A 17606-nucleotide genomic window follows, 5' to 3' on the forward strand; every position below is an offset into this window, starting at 1 on the left:
GATTTTAAAATAGGCTGCCCAAACAGACAGCCCATCCAATTATTGTTTTGATTTTATATACTAAATACTATCTATTAATTATATTTTTTAGTCTCATATTCAGCTCTATTACAGCCATTATATTTCATCCTAGAACAACACAAACGCCGTATAAATTAAAGATACAAATGTTATTAACACTGTATAAGGAAGTGTAGATTTCAATACTGAATTTACATCTACTTTTGCAAAATCTGCAACTATAACATTTTGCGTATTAGTAGGATCTGATACACCTTGTACTACACCAGTAGATCTTAATGCCATACCTATAGCCGCTGGACTTAAAGTTCCTGCTGCTAACATAACATTTGCAATCCCTGATCCTAAGCCATACATATTCAATGGTCCTCTATATAAAGCTAAAGGAGCTCCTATAGTAAATATAATTATGTAAGGAATTGGTGATGTTGGAAGTACAGCTGAAATTAATGGTTGCATTAACGCAACTGCAGCTTGTGAAGATACTCCATTTAATAGGATACCTATCCCCATCATTAAACCTATTACTCCAGCTACATCTTGAATTCCTTCTACTAGAGAGCTAGTAGTGATTTGTATAATTTGTTTAGGCTTTGTTACTACTATTGCAAATATAGTTGCAGTAAGTAGTGCTACTTCAGCACTTAACTTAAATAAGTAAACTAATAAAATTGGTACTAATGGTGAGAGTAATGCTAATATATTAACATTATTCTTTTTAGTTGAAGTTTCTTCAGACGGCATAGCCCAAGAACTTCTAACACTTTTCTTGTTTACGTTAATTATTATGTATAAAACAGTTACTACTAATGATATAATTCCTAAAATTAATGAAGAAGATTTTACAACATCCATACTCATTCCTATTGTATCAACATAGAATTGGTAGTTGGATACATTAAATAGTCCCCCAAGACTTATTCCCATTAAAACTAATCCTGCTGCAACCTTTGCACTAATTCCTGCTGATAACATTAACGGAATAACAATAGTTGAAACCATAATTACTGGTCCAGCTCCACCTATAGCTGAGAAAATTATAGCTGTTGCTAAAGTTAATACAACTGCAATAGCAAAAGGTTTATCCCCTGCTAATTCCGCTGCCTTTCTAATTATAGAATCAGAAATACCTTGTTTTTGAATTACCTTAGCAAACATAGCACCAAATATAGCTGCTATCATCGTACTTGCTAATCTTGCTGATCCTGCCCCTATTACATACCCCATTATAGTTTGTCCGCCTTCTTCTAACGGCGTCTTAAATGGAACACCTGCTATTACAGCTATTATTACACCAAGTAATGGTAAAGCCAGTAAAGTAGGTATCTTTTTCGCCATCATAAGTCCTATAAATAATGCAAATACCAATAAAATTAAAATAACTTGTACATTGAAAACTCCGTCCATTATGAACTACCTCCCATTTTTAATTTGGATTATTATATTATTATTTCCATGAATTAATAATACCACTTGATAACATTTACATCAATACTTTTTGAAATATTTTTTCAATTTTTTCAAAAAGTTTTTTTCACTATTGAAAATAATGAAATATTTTATCATTTTATAATCAAAATTTCATATTCTTTTTAACAAATTCTCTATAATTCTGTGGTTTCTTCCTCATAACCTTTTTAAATATATTAGTAACCTTTTCACTCCTCCAAATCTTGTCATAATATATATCATATTAATAACTAATGAGCTGCCATATGACAACTCATTTCAATTTACAAACTATCATTATCTATTCAAAAAGCTTCCTACTCCATTTATCAGCTAAGTCAATGTTCTTATTTACAAAAATTCCTTCAGTGTACCATTCTATTAATTTTTCCATAGCTTCCCTGCATCCTCTTTTTGCACCTTTAAGCATATTCATAAAGGCTGTTTCATCATTTTTTTCTACACCTATACCATAGTGGAATAATAAAGCATAATAATAGTATCCTGAATTAAGGTTGCCATCCAAAATCTTATTTACATAGCTTAGAATATCTAGTTCTTTATACTCCTCATTATTTAGAAAGTTCTTCATACCTTCATTAACTAGAGCTTCTGCTGCATAAACTGACCCCTTCCTATACGCTGACTTTAAGTATTCTAATCCTTCTTCTTTATCTTCCTCTAAGTAAGCATTTCCTATTAAATATAAGCTATGAGGATCTTCACTATCCGCAGCAATACTTAAGTATTCAAATCCCTTATCCTTATCTTCCCTTACTCCTTCTCCATAGTAATACATAATTCCAAGTCTTTGAACTGACTTTAAATCTCCATTTGCACAACCTTTATAGTAATTCATTAAGGCCATTTTTATATCATTACTTTCTTCATAAAGATTTCCTAATTTATAGTACAGCCCACCATTTCCTTCTACTATACTTTCATTATAAAATTCAAAGGCCTTCTTTTTATCTTCTTTTACATACAATCCCCAATAATACATGTCTCCAAGGCCTTCTAAGCAATTCTTATCTTTTTTAGAAGCTCCTTTAGAAAAATAAAGATATGCTTTTTTATAATCTAATTCTATTTCTTTACCTTCTAAATAGGATTGTCCTAATATATAGAAAGAATCTTCAAAATCATTATCTGCTGACTCCTCAAGCCAATAATAAGCCTTGAAATTACTTTTCTCACAACCTTCTCCATTCTTATAAAGATAAGATAAGGCATATTGAGCAGGAGCAAAACCACTTTCTGCTGCTTCCATATACCACTTAAAAGAATACTGACTATTTTTCTCTACATCTTTACCTTCATAATAAATATATCCTAAAGAATACTGTGAAAATATATTTCCTTTAAGTGCAGCCTTCTTGTACCAATACAAGGCTTTTTCCATATTCTTCTCTCCACCATATCCCTTTTCATAAAACAGACCTAGATAACTTTCAGCATGTTCATTCCCTTCTTTTGCAGCTTTTTCAAAATACTCTTTTGCTTTATTATAATCTTTATCCACATTTTTCCCTAAATAATATAATTCACCTGTTAATAAGTATTCTTCTGAGGATATTTCTTCATCCTCTAAACTATCCTCTAAAGGATTATCTTCTATATCATCAAAATCTAAAAAACTCAATCCATCCTTAGATTCTCTATCTTCAATATCCTCTTTACTTATATCTTCCGTATTTATATCTGCTTCTGATTCTTCATCATCAATATAGTCATACTTAAAATTACCATCATTATTATTTAAGTACTTATTAAAAACTATTTTTTCATCATTATTTAAATTATTTATAAACAAAGAATAATCTTCTTCTCCAGAACTTACAGCAAGCCAAACACAAGCATTATAAATTATGTCCTCATTTATTATCTTTTCTCTATAATCCATAGCTTCTTTTATCTTAGCATTAAGTATTTTCTTGTAGTAATATAAATCCTCAATGTAGCTTGATATATATCTCATTAAGTCATATGGAATTATATTTTTTTTATATAGAATTTCTAAATTCTTGCTAAAGGAATTTTCACTATTATAAAAAATTTTATTATTTAAGTGAGCCTTAATAATTATCTCTTTTATAAACTTAACTAAATTTGAATTAACAGCTCTTATTTCTTCCTCTTCAAATACCTTATTTATAATATAATAAACATCCTTAAATTCTAGTAATAAAAAATCATAGCTATATTTCATAACTGTCTGCCCCCTTAAATTTCTTATTACTATTTTATTTATCTTTAAACTTATTAGAACCAGAGTAACATCGAAGATGTTACCAATTAACATTTAACATGATGTTTATTTCAAATATAATCATAGTAACTAAAAAAACTCAGCCTAAGCTGAGTTTTCTCCTAAATTTTACATTCTTAATTCTTCAATTTTAATTCCACTAAAGTACTTTAGATAAGAAGTCTTTTGTTCTTGGATTCTTAGGATTATCGAATATTTCTTCAGGTGTTCCTTGTTCTACTATATTTCCACCATCCATAAATAATATTCTATCTCCAACTTCTCTTGCAAAGCCCATTTCATGAGTAACTACTACCATAGTCATTCCTTCTTTTGCAAGATCCTTCATAACATTTAAAACTTCTCCAACCATTTCTGGATCTAATGCTGAAGTAGGTTCATCGAACAACATAACATCCGGTTCCATAGCTAGTGCTCTAGCAATTGCAATTCTTTGCTTTTGTCCACCAGATAATGATGCTGGATAGGCATTTGCCTTATCTACTAATCCTACTTTTTTTAATAAGTCCATTGCCTTTTCTTCAGCTTCTGCCTTAGATTTGTTTTTTACATTAATAGGTGCAATAGTTAGGTTATTTAAAACTGTCTTATGTGGAAATAGGTTGAATTGTTGGAATACCATTCCCATCTTTTCTCTTATTTCATTAATATCAGTGTTTTTATCTGTTATATTTTTATCTTCGAAAATTATTTCTCCATCTGTTGGTACTTCTAATAAGTTTAAGCATCTTAAAAAAGTGCTTTTCCCTGAGCCTGAAGGTCCTATAACAACTACAACTTCACCTTTTTTAATATTTTCATTTATTCCTTTTAATACTTCGTTACTGCCAAAATATTTATGTAAATTCTTAACGTTTATCACCGGCCTTCATTCTCCTTTCAATGTAATTCATAAGTCTTCCAAGTGTAAATGTAATTACAAAATAGAATACTGCTGCAACTATTAAAGGTTCAAATCCTCTGAAAGTCTTTCCTCTAATAACTTTAGCTGCATACATAATTTCACCAACACCAATTACAGATGCCATTGAAGATTCCTTGATTATAGTAACAAATTCATTACCTATTGCAGGTAATATATTACTAATTGCTTGTGGCATTATTATAAGCTTCATAGCCATAAACTGACTCATACCTAAACTTCTAGCTGCTTCATATTGTCCCTTATCAACAGCATCTATACCAGCTCTTATTATTTCAGAAACATAAGCTGCTGAATTTAAAGAAACTGCTATAATACCAGCCGGGAGTGGTTGCATGTTTATTCCAAGTAATTCATCAAAAGCATAATAAACTATCATAATTTGAAGAAGCATTGGTGTTCCTCTTATTATTTCAATATAAATAGTTGCTATTACTTTTAATGGATTAATCTTAAATATTGTAAACTTAGATCTTTTCATAAAAGTTAAAATAGATCCAAGAAGAACTCCACAGATTACACTGATTAATGAAATTAATAATGTCCATTTAACACCATCAAAAAAATATGGCATATATTCAGATAAAAAACTAAAATCTAAAGTCAAAGCCTACACCCCTTATCTATAATGTAAAAAATTAATAAATCAAACTTATTTAAAAATTAAGGACTAACTCAGAAGACCTGAGTTAGTTCAAAATATTATTTTTTAATTTTCAGTTTGCTTTTCTGCTAATGCATTAGCATCTACAATAAATTGATCTAATAATTTTTCATCTTTAATTTTCTTAATTGTTCCATTTACTGAATCTAATAACGCTTGTTGTTCTTTTTGCATTGCTATTGCTGAACCACCTTCAGTATCTTTTGCCTTTTCTCCTCCAACTACTAATTCTGGATTGTTCTTAACTATCATTTCAGCAACTGGTAATTCAACTACTAAAGCTTCAATCTTTCCAGTTTTTAAGCTTAATACTAAGTCATTAACATTTGATAATAATTGAAGATCAACTTCTGGTATGTTTTCTTCAGCTATATCAGCTTGAATAGCTCCCATTTGGGCTCCAACCTTTTGTCCTTTTAAATCTTCAAAAGTCTTATACTTGTCCTTATTTTCAGCTTTAACTAAGAAGCCATGTTCTGCAACATAATATATATCTGAGAAATCAACTGATTTCTTTCTTTCCTCATCAGGAGTCATACCTGAAATTGCTAAATCTATTTTACCTGCTGAAACTCCAGCAACTAAAGAATCAAAATCCATATCTTGAATTTCTAATTCAACTCCCATATCCTTAGCTATTTCTTTAGCTATATCAACATCGAATCCAACTATTTCATCTTTTCCTTCTTCATTTATAATATGGAATTCATATGGTGCATAATCGGCACTTAATCCAACTACTAATTTCCCATTTTCTTTTATTTGTGATAGCTTGTCTACATCTTTCTTACCACAGCTAATTAATCCTAAACTCATTACTCCAATTGTAGCTATAGCAAATATCTTTTTTAACATTCCTTTTTTCATATTAAAAATCCCCCTTATTTCTACTGTCCTTTGCGATAGCATAATTATACACCATAAACTAATTTTTATGCAATACTTTTTTATAAATTATTTTTAAAAATTTCATAATTATAATTTTTTTATAGAAATATTATAATTTTATGCAGTAGGACTTATGTAAAACTATGTAAAAACTCATAAGAAATAGACTACATATACTCTGTTTTTGAATAAATTTATATAAAACCGCCTTATTATTCTGTCGAAACTTTGAATATGCATATTTTATTAATATATTATTCAATTTTATGCATTAATATAAAATAATATTTCAGTACCAAAATTACTAAATATACATATATTAATATTGGAAGTTTATAACAGTAATAATTAGGAGTGATATTTTTTGACACAAAAAAAAGAAAGACATCTATTTCTAGGTGGAAATACTTATAGGGGCTTTCATTCCTTTTATAATTTTATAATAAATAAAGAGACTGCTAATAGAGTTTTATGTCTAAAGGGAGGTCCTGGTACTGGCAAGTCTCATTTAATGAAAAGGGTCGCTGCTAATTTCTTAGATAAAGGTTACTCTGTAGAATATCATCATTGTTCTTCTGATAGTAACTCTTTAGATGGAGTAGTAGTCCCTGACCTTAAGATAGCACTTTTAGATGGTACTTCACCTCATATGGTAGATCCTATTTATCCTGGTGCTGTTGATGAAATTATAAATATGGGAATTGCCTTAAATAATGATGCTCTTTCTTTAAATAAAAACGAATTAATTTCCATCTACAAAGAAATAAGCAATAACTTCCAGAGAGCTTATAAATTCCTTGCTGCTGCAAAGCCTATTCATGAAGATTGGAGTAGACTAAATTCTAAAGCTTTAGATTATAGTAAGTTTATTACTATATGCGAAAGCCTTAAAGAAGAAGTTTTTAATAAGCAGAAATCTGGATTCGGTGATGAAAGACATTTATTTGCAACGGCCTTTACACCTAGTGGAATCATCACCTTTGCAAAGGACTTAGTTTCTGATTATAAGCATACTTTTATTTTAAAAGGAGGTCCTGGCTTTAGCAAAACTAAAATCCTAAAAGAATTAGGAAGACTTGCTCAAAAAAAGGGCTACTTCGTTGAATATTTACATGATCCTTTTAATCCAGATAGATTAGAGCATATTTTAATACCTGAAATATCTACATCAATAGTTACTGAAAATGAAATAAGTCAAAGTACATTTAAAGGAAAGACTTATAATATCGAAGATTTTTGTAATTCATCTGTACTCTTAAATAATAAATCTGAAATTGAATATGATAAAGATCATTTTAATGAATTAGTTAATAAGGCTCTCTTTTTAATATCTGAAGCTCATAGAATACATGACGACTTAGAAAGCCATTATATTAAGACATTAGATTTCACTATATTAGATAGTGTTTATAATGACGTAATTCAAAAACTAGAAAAATATATATAAAAAACAAACTCAGCTGATGTAAGAACAAATCTAACTTCTTACAACTGCTGAGCTTTATTTATTTATTTATTTATTTATTTATTTATTTATTTATTTATTTATTTATTTTTAAAAACTCCTTAGAAGTTTTATTTTTACTTATACATTATTCATATTTGTTACTTAACCATGTTTAGCGTAAATATCATTGATACTACTGATATTACTAAACAAATTGATGAATATATATATTTTTCTTTTCCTACTTTATATAAAGAAAATCTTATTGCCCATAAAGCCATAGTTATACTTAATCCTATTTGCAATGGTTGATAGGAATTAAATATTTGCATACTATTCATGAAATGATATGTTGTTAAAAAGGTCAGAACTATTATTGCACTAGTTACTATAGCTGATAAAGTGCATATTAATGTAAGCCAATCCTTTAATCCAAATTTCTTCATTTCCATTACTCCTTTATTAGACCTTCAAATTCCTCTTCACTTAATACCTTAACTCCAAGATCAATGGCCTTAGTTAATTTTGATCCAGCCTCTGCTCCTGCAATAACATAATCAGTTTTCTTACTAACACTTCCTGATACCTTAGCTCCTAATAATTCTAGCTTTTCCTTGATTTCTCCTCTAGAATACTTTTCTAAAGTACCTGTAACTACTACAGTTTTTCCTTCAAAGACACTAGCTATTACTTCCTTTTCTTCATATCTTGGACTTACTCCAAGGCTTAGTAATTCATCTATAGTTCTAATAGATTTTTCTTCACTAAAGAATCCAAGTACACATTGTGCAACTATATCACCAACATCTTGAACAGAAACTAATTCTTCAAACTTTGCATTCTTTAATCCTTCTAGAGATTTAAATCTATTAACTAAATCTTTTGCAGTCTTTACTCCAACATTAGGTATTCCTAAGGCATATATAAATCTATATAACTCACATTCCTTACTTCTTTCAACTGCATCTAAAAGATTTTGTGCTTTCTTAGGTCCAAACTTATCTAAAGTTAATAATTCTTCTTTATTTAACTTATATAAATCAGCAATAGACTTAATTTCTAATCTTTCAAATAATTGTTCAGCTGTTTTTTCAGAGAAACCTTCAATATTCATAGCATCTCTTGAAGCAAAATGAACTATAGTCTTAACCATTTGTGGTTTACATGATAAAGTATTTTCACAGAAATAATGAACACCATTTTGTACTAAGTGAGCTCCACATGCTGGACATAATTCTGGAACTAATATTTCTTCAGTACCTTCTAAAGATTCATTAACTACTCCCATAATCTCAGGAATAACATCATTAGATCTTCTAACAAATACGTCTGCTCCAAGTCTTACACCTTTTCTTCTAATATCATCTATATTATTTAATGTAGCTCTTTTTACTGTTACTCCTGCAAGTTCTACAGGCTCTAAAATTGCAGTAGGACCTACTCTACCACTTCTACCAACATTCCATTCAACATCTAATAATTTAGTAGTAGCTTCTTGAGCTTCAAACTTATAAGCAATTGCCCATTTTGGGAACTTCACTGTATAACCCATAAGTTCTCTAGTTCTTATATCATCTATTGCAATTACTACTCCATCAATATCATAATTCAACTCAAATCTTATGTCATTTATATAAGCAATTTCTTTTTGAATTTCTTCTAAATTAGTACAATACTTAACATAATCATCCATTGGCAAACCCTTAGATTTTATGAAGTCTAACATTTCTTCATAATTTCTAAAAGGTCTTCCTTCCTTATATCCCACATCATAGAAAAAGGCTGATAAATTTCTTTTAGCTGTTTCCTTTAAGTTTAAGTTTCTTAAAGCTCCAGCTGCACCATTTCTTAAATTTTTAAGTGGTACATCTGAATTCTTATTATAATTTTCAAAGGCTTCCGTAGTCATTATGGCTTCACCATGTACTTCAAAAACATCTTCATTACTTATCTTAAGAGGAATTGATTTTATAGTCTTAACTTGAGCTGAAACTTCTTCACCAACTTCTCCGTTACCTCTAGTAGCTGCTGCAACTAATACACCATTAACATCATAAGTTAAGTTAATAGTTAATCCATCAAATTTCTTAGTTAAAACATATCTAGGACTAGGAAGATTTTCTCCCCTTAAATTCATTTCATTAATAAACTTTAAATTTCTATTATGCCAATCTCTTAATTCTTCAAAACTTTGAGCCTTATCTAAGCTCCATAGCCTTGCTTTATGAGCATATTTAGTAAAACCTTCTAACACTCTATCTCCAACTCTTAATGTAGGAGAGTATGGAAGAACATAATTTGTTTCCTCTTCAAGAGCCTTAAGCTCATAGTATTTTTCATCATACTCTTTATCTGAAACTGAAGGGTTATCTAAAGAATAATATTCATAAGCATATTTATTTAATTCTTCTACTAATTCTTCGATTCTTTTCTTTTTATCCACTTATAAACACCTCGCTGTAAAAGGTACTTTCTACCTTTTAAATTAAAAATTAAGAATTAAAAATGAAAAATTAAGGAAGTAATTCCTTGGGAATTACAAAAATGATTAAATTTCAAGAACTCCTTGGGAGTTTTATCCTTAATTCTACATTCTTCATTTTTCATTCTTCATCGTGCGTAGCACTCTTCATTATTTCATTATGCTCCAGCACTCCTATACTAGTTCTAAATTAGCTACTGATAATAGAAGTATCTTTATCCCTTGATTATCAAAAGCTATAGTTACCTTCTTATCACTTCCTGCATTTGTAACAGATACTACTGTACCTACACCAAACTTATTATGTTTAACTTTTCTTCCTATAGTAATTTCATCACTAGATACTGTGCTTTGATTTCTTTGCACCTTAGGTTTTTGCATAGTATTAGAGCTATTTCTTAGACTATGAGGATTATTATAGTTATTTCTTGCTTGGAACATACTGCTTCTATTTTCTGTCCTTGAAGTTAGTGATTCACCTGAAACATATTCCTTAAGATCTGATTTTATTTCATTAATAAAATCAGATTGTGGATAAGCAACAGTTCTTCCAAATTGTCTTCTAACTTCTGCTGAAGTCATAAATAATTGTTCCTTAGCTCTAGTTATTCCAACATAGCATAGTCTTCTTGACTCTTCCATTTCAGCTTCACTATCAAAGGATGCTGTTCCTGGGAATATTCCATTTTCCATACCTACCATAAATACTACTGGGAACTCTAATCCTTTAGCACTATGAACAGTCATTAGAACAATTGTGTCTGCATCTTCATCAAGCTTATCTGTATCTTGAACTAATGAAACTTTTTCTAAATATGCTGATAATGTAGTATCTTCGCTACTTCTTTCAAAATCAACAGCATCTGAAACTAATTCCTTTAAGTTTTCAATTCTACTCTTATCTTCTATTTCATTTGATTTTTCAAGCTCTGAAATATATCCAGTTTCCTTTAATATCATTTCTATCAAATTAGAAACAGGTAGTACTTCACTCATCTCAATGAACTTTTCCATCATTTCCATGAAGTTTTCTATTCCACCACAATTTCTAGCTGTTAATGTAGGAATATTTCTAACTGTACTTAATGCATCCCATAAATGTAATTCATAACTTTCTGCAAAATCAGTAACTTTACCTACAGTAGCATCACCTATACCTCTTTTAGGAACATTTATTATTCTCTTTAAGCTTATGCTATCATTAGGATTTACTAATACCTTTAAATATGAAAGCATATCTTTTATTTCTTTTCTATCATAGAATCTTGTTCCACCTAAAATCTTATATGGAATATCATTTCTTCTTAAACTTTCTTCAAAAATACGTGATTGAGCATTAGTTCTATATAAAATTGCAAAATCTTTATAATCTTTCTTTTCTGCACTCTTAATCTTTCTTATTTGAGTTGCAACAAAGTTTCCTTCGTCTGCATCTGAATAAGCTCTATAAACCTTTATCTTATTTCCAGCTTCTTGTTCTGTTCTTAAAGCTTTGCTTTTTCTATTAGCATTATTAACTATTACAACATTAGCTGCATCTAATATATTTCCTTTAGAACGATAATTCTGCTCAAGTTTTATAACCTTAGCATTAGGATAGTCCTTTTCAAAGTCTAAGATATTTCTAATATCTGCACCTCTCCATTGATAAATACAGTTATGGACAACTACATTATTAGCTATATAGTTTCTTGCATGATCAACATTTAAGTCATATACATATCCACTATATTCTTCTCTTTCTTTTTCAACTATTTTCCCTTCAACTATCTTGCCATCCTTAAAAATAGCAATAGTCATTCCTACTTTTAAGCTACCTACTGGCATAAATCTAAACTCATTTTCCTTAGTTAATTTGGCTTTTCTTATAATATCTAAATTTTTCTCTAATGATAATTTCATAGCAAAGTGTTCAACTTCGTCATATTTATTTTCTTCTTGGATTATACTTTCTTCATTTAAAGAATTAATAGCTACGCTATGAGAGTAAACACCTTTACTTGTTAATGAATCTCCAGCAAAGAAGTTTACATTAATATTTCTTTTTTCTTCATTATCCTTCTTATTTTCTAAACTAATATAATGAGGATAATCTGAATATAAATATCTTTCCTCCATTAACTTTTCAGCAGACTCAAAAGTATTTAGCCTAGTATAAAGAGAGTTTATTCTTTCTTCACTTAATACACTATTACTCATATTTGAGTTAAATGAAAACTTGGGAACTCCATACTTAATTGAATAAAGCTCTTCATAATAAATCCCATCACTTAATGAAGCACAAGTTTTAAGGACCCATAATTTATCTGCTTTTTCCTTAAGCATTTCTTTTCTTAAAATATTCGTGTAATTTTCTTCAACGCTACTATCAACTATAACTTTTCCTACCCTATATCCAAGACCTTCTTTATGCATTAAATAAACAACAAAATTATCTTTATTAAATGTTAATCTAGAAAATACTACATGATTAGGGGTAGATTTTATAATATCTCCGTCTTCTGTTACAATCTTTATAATAGTTCCAGAGTACTCTCTTTTTGAGATATTATTTATTGTTAAAAGTTTAGTTTCACCCTTTCCAGATGCAACCTTAACTTCATCATTTTCTTTTAAATCTTCTATCTTTACTTTACCTTTTTCAGTTTCAATTAATGTACCTTCAAGTAAACATTGATCATCATCACCAACAACACAAATATTCTTATGTTTATCAGCAAGTAATCTTACAAATTCATATTGAACCTTATTAGTATCTTGATACTCATCTACCATGATATATTGGAACTTTCTTTGGTAAAACTCTAAGGTTTCCTTATCCTTCTTAAATAATTCTACTGTTTTAGAAATTAAGTCATCGAAGTCTAATGCATTGTTTTCCTTAAGTCTCTTTTGATATAATTCATAAGCTTCAGCAATCTTCTTCTCTCTAAAATTGCTTTCATTTTCTCTCATAAAGCTTGCAGGGCTTATCATATTGTCCTTAGCCTTACTTATTTTACTTATTATTTCTTGTTCACTAATATCCTTATCATTTATATTTAATGCTTTTATACATTCCTTTACTAACGTCTTTTGATCTGATGAGTCATAAATAGTAAAGCTCTTTTTATATCCAAGTTTCTCAATTTCTCTTCTAAGAATTCTTACACAAGTAGAGTGGAATGTAGAAATCCACATATCTTCTGCTCTTTCACCAATTAAGGCTTTAACTCTATCCTTCATTTCCTTAGCAGCCTTATTAGTAAATGTAATAGCTAATATTTTATAAGGAAGTATTCCTAAATCCTCGATCATATGTGCCATTCTATATGTCAATACTCTTGTTTTTCCCGAGCCAGCCCCTGCTAATATTAAAACTTGGCCCTCAACAGTAGTCGCTCCATCATATTGTTCTTTGTTAAGTAACTCTTTTAAATCCATCTAGCTTACAGACTCCTTTCTTATTATATAAGTTATAATAAATATCCTACATTTCATTTAATTATATTTTATATTAATAGTATTTAAGTAATACTATTATTTCAACAACTTATGTAAAAAACTAAATATTATATTCACTTTCAATATTAATGTTTTACTTAAATAAGATTATTAACTTTTAATTTTCTAATAAAACAATTATATGGATAATTAATTTAGAATATATACTAACATATTATATCATAGATACCCTATATATTCTTGCCTAAAAGCCTCTATTACATAATATTAAGTAAAACAATTTTTTGAATTAAATAATTCACTTTTAATGTTCATAGATTTTTTTTATTCATTTGTGTATTTTTTTATCCTTCATTTTAGAATTAACATAATTAAAATTAATTCTAGTAAAAATCTAATATTTTTACTTTAAAAAATAATAAATCCTATAATTTTATTATAGTAAATTTTTCTAAAAAATATATATTATAGATAATAAAACTTTAAACTATTTATGAAAAAGTTTTCTTTTACATAATATAAATACTTTTTCTTTAAGTAAACTTTTACATTTGGACGACAAAAAAACGCAACCCTTGGGGCTAGGTTGCGCTTTAGCAATAAGCAATAAATAAAAAGGGGGCTATTTATTCCTTTTATTTATCCTTGCATAGATATTATAGTGCATATAAAAGCAAAATGCAAGGAAATTTGAAAAGATTATTGTAAAATCTTATTATTATGAATGATTTTACTTCACTTTTTCATAACATTCGTTAAAATCCCCTTAATATTGCAAGTTCCTCATCTGTAAGTTCCCTATATTCGCCTTCTTCAAGCTCTTCATCTAGCTTTAAAGTACCAAATTCTATTCTCTTTAAGTAAACTACATTTTTGCCAACTGCTTCAAACATTCTCTTTACTTGATGGAACTTACCTTCTTGAATAGTAACCTCTACTTCTGATCCTTCATCTGTAGCCGTTAATATTTCAAGCTTAGCTTCCTTACAAAGATAACCATCATCTAAGGTAATTCCCTTTTTAAACTTCTTTATATCTTCTTCAGTTACCTTCTTGTCAATCTTAGCAAAATAAACTTTATCAACCTTCCACTTAGGTGATATTAATCTATGATTCAACTCTCCATCGTTTGTAAGTAAAAGAAGTCCAACTGTATCCTTATCTAGTCTTCCAACTGGAAAAGGATTAAAAACTTGATGCTCCACTTCTAATAGATCCACTACAGTTTCATCTCTATTATCAAAAGTTGCAGAAACTACTCCATCAGGCTTATTCATCATTAAATATATAAACTTCCTATAAAAAATTTCTTCTCCATTTACAATTATTCTGTCACTTTCAGGATCTACTTGCATTCCATTATCTTTTACTATTTCACCATTAACTTCTATAAGACCCTTCTTAACAGCTTGTTTAATCTCTTTTCTACTTCCATACCCTAAATTAGATAAAACCTTATCTAGTCTTTCCATAAAGGCACCTTCTTTCTTAGTTTATTTTGAACTACTATGAATTATTTTATTACTTAAAATGAAAAGACACAAGACAAACAACATATTTATCTTATACAATCTTGCTGTCTTTCCTTTTCTATCTTTTATCTATTCCTTACTCCACCCTAATTCAATGCAAAAAAATATCGACACTTTTGTAGTATCGACATTTCAGTTACAACGATATTTTCTTTTACTTTAGGTTGGAAGGGGCATAGGTGGTAAAGATTTTAGAAAGTATTTTTAGTTTCATCATCTAGAAATTGCTTTTCAATTTTATCTGCCACTCTTCCACCTTTGCCACCTACTCACTGCATAATTAATATTAAGCAGTGTTAAGTTTTATTACTTTTGGTTGATTGACTACTTTCTACTGTTATTACATTTTATGCAGTAATCTTATCCTTAATTTTGCAGTCTCTATTTAAGATAAAATACCTAACGTTATTTCTCCCTCATGGTAGAATTCGATTATTATATTATAATCTGAAGAAACTGCCCATGTATCAAAACTAACAGCTGTAACGTCATCAATAGAATTAATTATATCTTTTAATTCAGATTTTAAACATGGTAAATTCTCCTCATCCCACATTACATAAAACTCTGTAGAACTCTTAATTAATTCATTAATACTAGATATTGTATTTATATTGTTTTTATACTTAAATCTAGAAAAATCCACTCTCCCATTTAATCTAAATGGTATTTTAGACTGTATCTCTTCTAATATTTTATTTCCATCATCATAATTTAAAACTTTTCCTCCAGTAGATTCTATACACTCTTGTAACAACACATTATTTTCCCACGATTTTTGAATTGAAGTGATTCTGTTTTTCTTTTTCAACTCATCATATTTTTTTTTCATTTCTTCATTCATTTTTTTACCACTACCTATTCCATAAATCTATAATTTTCTTATAAGCTTGTTCTGATATATCAATTGGAATCACCTTTTTTACTGCATTTACTCCTTTTCCTTTACTAAAATCTTCAATATTATAGTGTACTCCAATTTTTTCATCAAAATCTAATCTCCATCTAACTTTTCCATCTAAAGATTGTCTTCCCATTTGCTTTCCATACCCATAACTTGATTTTAATCTTCCTTGAGATGGATTTGAACCATTCTTAAAAACACCTGTTGAATCAAGTTCACCTATTAATGTTTTTCTAGCTGAGTCATGAGAAGATGCCGTCTCTAAAAATATTTCTTTTGAATTAGGTTTACTTACCCCCTCAATAGATTGAGAACAACTCTTCATATCAGCCATATTATGCACTAATACTTGCTCTTCACCTACAAAGTAGTTATGATTTCCATCTATACTTAGATTATAGACATAACTTGGATAGTTATTCTTTTCTACATGCACATCTTCAACTTCTAAGTATTCATTATTTTCACTATATAAATAATCCCCTTTTTCTATGTTTATAGCTGTTGTCCACCATTTATCTTTTACCTTAAATAAGTGTCCTGTTGTTGTTTTTATTATATCATTTCCAGCTTTTATAATACAAATTTCATTGCTACTTCTTATAAATACTTCTTTTACTTCCTTATATTCTTCTTGTCCATTTTCCTGGTTTACAGTTAATACTTTCTCTCCGGATTTTATGTCTCTTATAAGTGTAAGTCCACATTCTGTTTTTACTTTCGTTTCTCCTAAAAAGCATCCTGCCATAATGACTTCTCTGCTCTCTGGATGTATATCAGTTTTATTTATATCAAATTCAAAATCATAGCCTTTTTTATTCTTTATATAGTGCTTTCCATTGCCCATATCCATGGTGATATCTAGCATTTTCTTTGCTGCATCTGGATCTTTTATAGCTTTTTCAGTAAATTCCTTACCAGCCTTTTTACTTGCCTTTTGAGCTCCTTCTTTTACAATTGCTCCACCTATATCCACAACTTCATCACCATACTTTAATAAGGCTGCTGCTTCGTCTGTATATTTTAAGAACTTAAAGGAATCCCCTACTAGTGGTATTATTGCAATTAGAGAAATTCCTACTGCTAGCCAGTCTCCTCTAAAGGCTGATATTACTGCATTTACTAAGTCTGCTATATCTCCTACTACTGGAATAAATCCTATTATATCTAAAGCTCCTTGAACAAAGTTTAGTAATGTATCATACCACTCTGTAGTCTCTATTCCATTTGTATTACAGTATTCTTTAACTTCTTTCTTAAACTTTTTTGCCAAGTTTTCATCTACTTCTTCTACATTTTCTATAAAAGATTTAAAGTTCCTTATAAAATCTTGAAGTTTATCATAATCTCCATTAACCTCTCTTAATGCAGAGTTTATATCACTAATCATATTACTATTTCTACTATAATATCTATTTAAGGAACCTAGTTTCCTTTTTAAGCCCTCTAGATCCTCTATCTCTCCATCAAGTTCCCTTAAGATTGGCATAAGATTATTTGTAATAAAGTACTTTGCAGCTTCTGTATCGATCATTAATCTCTTACTAATTTTTCTAACCTCCTCATAAATTCAATTTTCAACCC

12 protein-coding genes are annotated in these 17606 nt (G+C 29.0%); 1 reads left to right on the top strand and 11 read right to left on the bottom strand.

The window, feature by feature from the left end; all coding sequences use genetic code 11:
• Nucleotides 1–129: 129 nt before the first annotated feature.
• The 5 genes from GPX08_RS16385 to GPX08_RS16405 form a co-directional block, all read right to left on the bottom strand.
• Nucleotides 130–1428, bottom strand: coding sequence for a transporter (locus tag GPX08_RS16385; RefSeq protein WP_156627885.1), 1299 nt, complete (start codon nucleotides 1426–1428; stop codon nucleotides 130–132).
• A 343-nt stretch (nucleotides 1429–1771) separates the two neighbouring features.
• Nucleotides 1772–3679 (bottom strand): sel1 repeat family protein, encoded by a 1908-nt coding sequence (locus GPX08_RS16390; RefSeq protein WP_156627886.1) that lies wholly within the window; start codon nucleotides 3677–3679, stop codon nucleotides 1772–1774.
• Between the two features lie 199 nt (nucleotides 3680–3878).
• Nucleotides 3879–4601 (bottom strand): ATP-binding cassette domain-containing protein, encoded by a 723-nt coding sequence (locus tag GPX08_RS16395; protein ID WP_156627887.1) that lies wholly within the window; start codon nucleotides 4599–4601, stop codon nucleotides 3879–3881.
• Nucleotides 4588–5235: an ABC transporter permease subunit gene (locus tag GPX08_RS16400; protein WP_156627992.1), complete on the bottom strand. Its 648-nt coding sequence runs from the start codon at nucleotides 5233–5235 to the stop codon at nucleotides 4588–4590. The genes GPX08_RS16395 and GPX08_RS16400 overlap by 14 nt, the downstream gene beginning before the upstream one ends.
• Before the next feature lie 135 nt (nucleotides 5236–5370).
• Nucleotides 5371–6192 carry a transporter substrate-binding domain-containing protein gene (locus GPX08_RS16405; protein ID WP_156627888.1) on the bottom strand — a complete coding sequence of 274 codons (822 nt, stop codon included), beginning with the start codon at nucleotides 6190–6192 and terminating at the stop codon, nucleotides 5371–5373.
• A 385-nt stretch (nucleotides 6193–6577) separates the two neighbouring features.
• Here GPX08_RS16405 and GPX08_RS16410 point away from each other — a divergent pair, with 385 nt between their 5' ends.
• Entirely contained in the window at nucleotides 6578–7660 is a 1083-nt protein-coding gene (locus GPX08_RS16410) for an ATPase (protein ID WP_156627889.1), read from the top strand.
• 158 nt (nucleotides 7661–7818) lie between these two features.
• Here GPX08_RS16410 and GPX08_RS16415 read toward each other — a convergent pair whose 3' ends face one another.
• The 6 genes from GPX08_RS16415 to GPX08_RS16440 all read right to left on the bottom strand — a co-directional run bounded on the left by GPX08_RS16415 (nucleotide 7819) and on the right by GPX08_RS16440 (nucleotide 17556).
• A complete protein-coding gene (locus GPX08_RS16415) occupies nucleotides 7819–8106 on the bottom strand; it encodes a hypothetical protein (protein ID WP_156627890.1) in 288 nt (95 codons plus the stop codon).
• 5 nt (nucleotides 8107–8111) lie between these two features.
• Nucleotides 8112–10103 (bottom strand): NAD-dependent DNA ligase LigA, encoded by a 1992-nt coding sequence (gene ligA / locus GPX08_RS16420; RefSeq protein ID WP_156627891.1) that lies wholly within the window; start codon nucleotides 10101–10103, stop codon nucleotides 8112–8114.
• Nucleotides 10104–10316: 213 nt separating this feature from the next.
• On the bottom strand, nucleotides 10317–13565 hold the full coding sequence (locus tag GPX08_RS16425; RefSeq protein WP_156627892.1) for an AAA family ATPase: 3249 nt from the start codon (nucleotides 13563–13565) through the stop codon (nucleotides 10317–10319).
• 776 nt (nucleotides 13566–14341) lie between these two features.
• Complete coding sequence (locus GPX08_RS16430; protein ID WP_156627893.1) at nucleotides 14342–15058, bottom strand: pseudouridine synthase; 717 nt, start codon at nucleotides 15056–15058, stop codon at nucleotides 14342–14344.
• Between the two features lie 445 nt (nucleotides 15059–15503).
• Nucleotides 15504–15962 (bottom strand): hypothetical protein, encoded by a 459-nt coding sequence (locus GPX08_RS16435; protein WP_156627894.1) that lies wholly within the window; start codon nucleotides 15960–15962, stop codon nucleotides 15504–15506.
• A gap of 10 nt (nucleotides 15963–15972) precedes the next feature.
• Nucleotides 15973–17556 (bottom strand): hypothetical protein, encoded by a 1584-nt coding sequence (locus tag GPX08_RS16440; protein WP_156627895.1) that lies wholly within the window; start codon nucleotides 17554–17556, stop codon nucleotides 15973–15975.
• Nucleotides 17557–17606 lie beyond the last annotated feature (50 nt).

Source organism: Clostridium tertium (assembly GCF_902652255.1).
GTDB classification, from domain to species: domain Bacteria; phylum Bacillota; class Clostridia; order Clostridiales; family Clostridiaceae; genus Clostridium; species Clostridium tertium_A.